The following is a 455-nucleotide window of genomic DNA, read 5'->3' as shown; positions in this document are numbered from 1 at the left end:
TTTTGAACAGACTGATCTCGTAAATCAATCTGTTCTTTTTTAATCATATGCATGGCTTCAACACCACTCAATATAGAGATTGCTGTTTTAAATGACTTTAATCCTAACATAGAACGAACCCGTCTTTTAATAAACCGGTGGTCTTGTTCCACAATGTTATTAAGATATTTTACCTGCCTTATTTGGATGCCTACGGGCATCTTTTTCTCTTTCTTCAACTCTTCAATTGCCATAGGATAGGCTGGGTTCTTGTCTACTGTGATAACACGGGGCTTTGAAACATGAAAAGACCGCAAAGCTTTCTTGAAAAAGCGCTTTGCAGCCTTATGATCTCTTGTTTTACTTAAATAAAAATCAATCGTACTTCCTTTTGAATCAACGGAACGATATAGGTACATCCATTGACCTTTGACTTTCACATACGTCTCATCGACTCGCCAAGAATCATTGGTTGG

General features: G+C 37.4%; 1 protein-coding gene. It reads right to left on the bottom strand.

Features of this window, described 5'->3' with window-relative positions; all coding sequences use genetic code 11:
• Window positions 1–455: IS6 family transposase (locus FS802_RS30690; RefSeq protein WP_144525696.1), on the bottom strand; the 455-nt coding region annotated here is incomplete at both ends.

Origin of the sequence: Bacillus sp. DE0042 (assembly GCF_007680225.1) — a bacterium.
GTDB classification, from domain to species: domain Bacteria; phylum Bacillota; class Bacilli; order Bacillales; family Bacillaceae_G; genus Bacillus_A; species Bacillus_A wiedmannii.
This window is presented reverse-complemented; position numbering and strand designations above follow the sequence as displayed.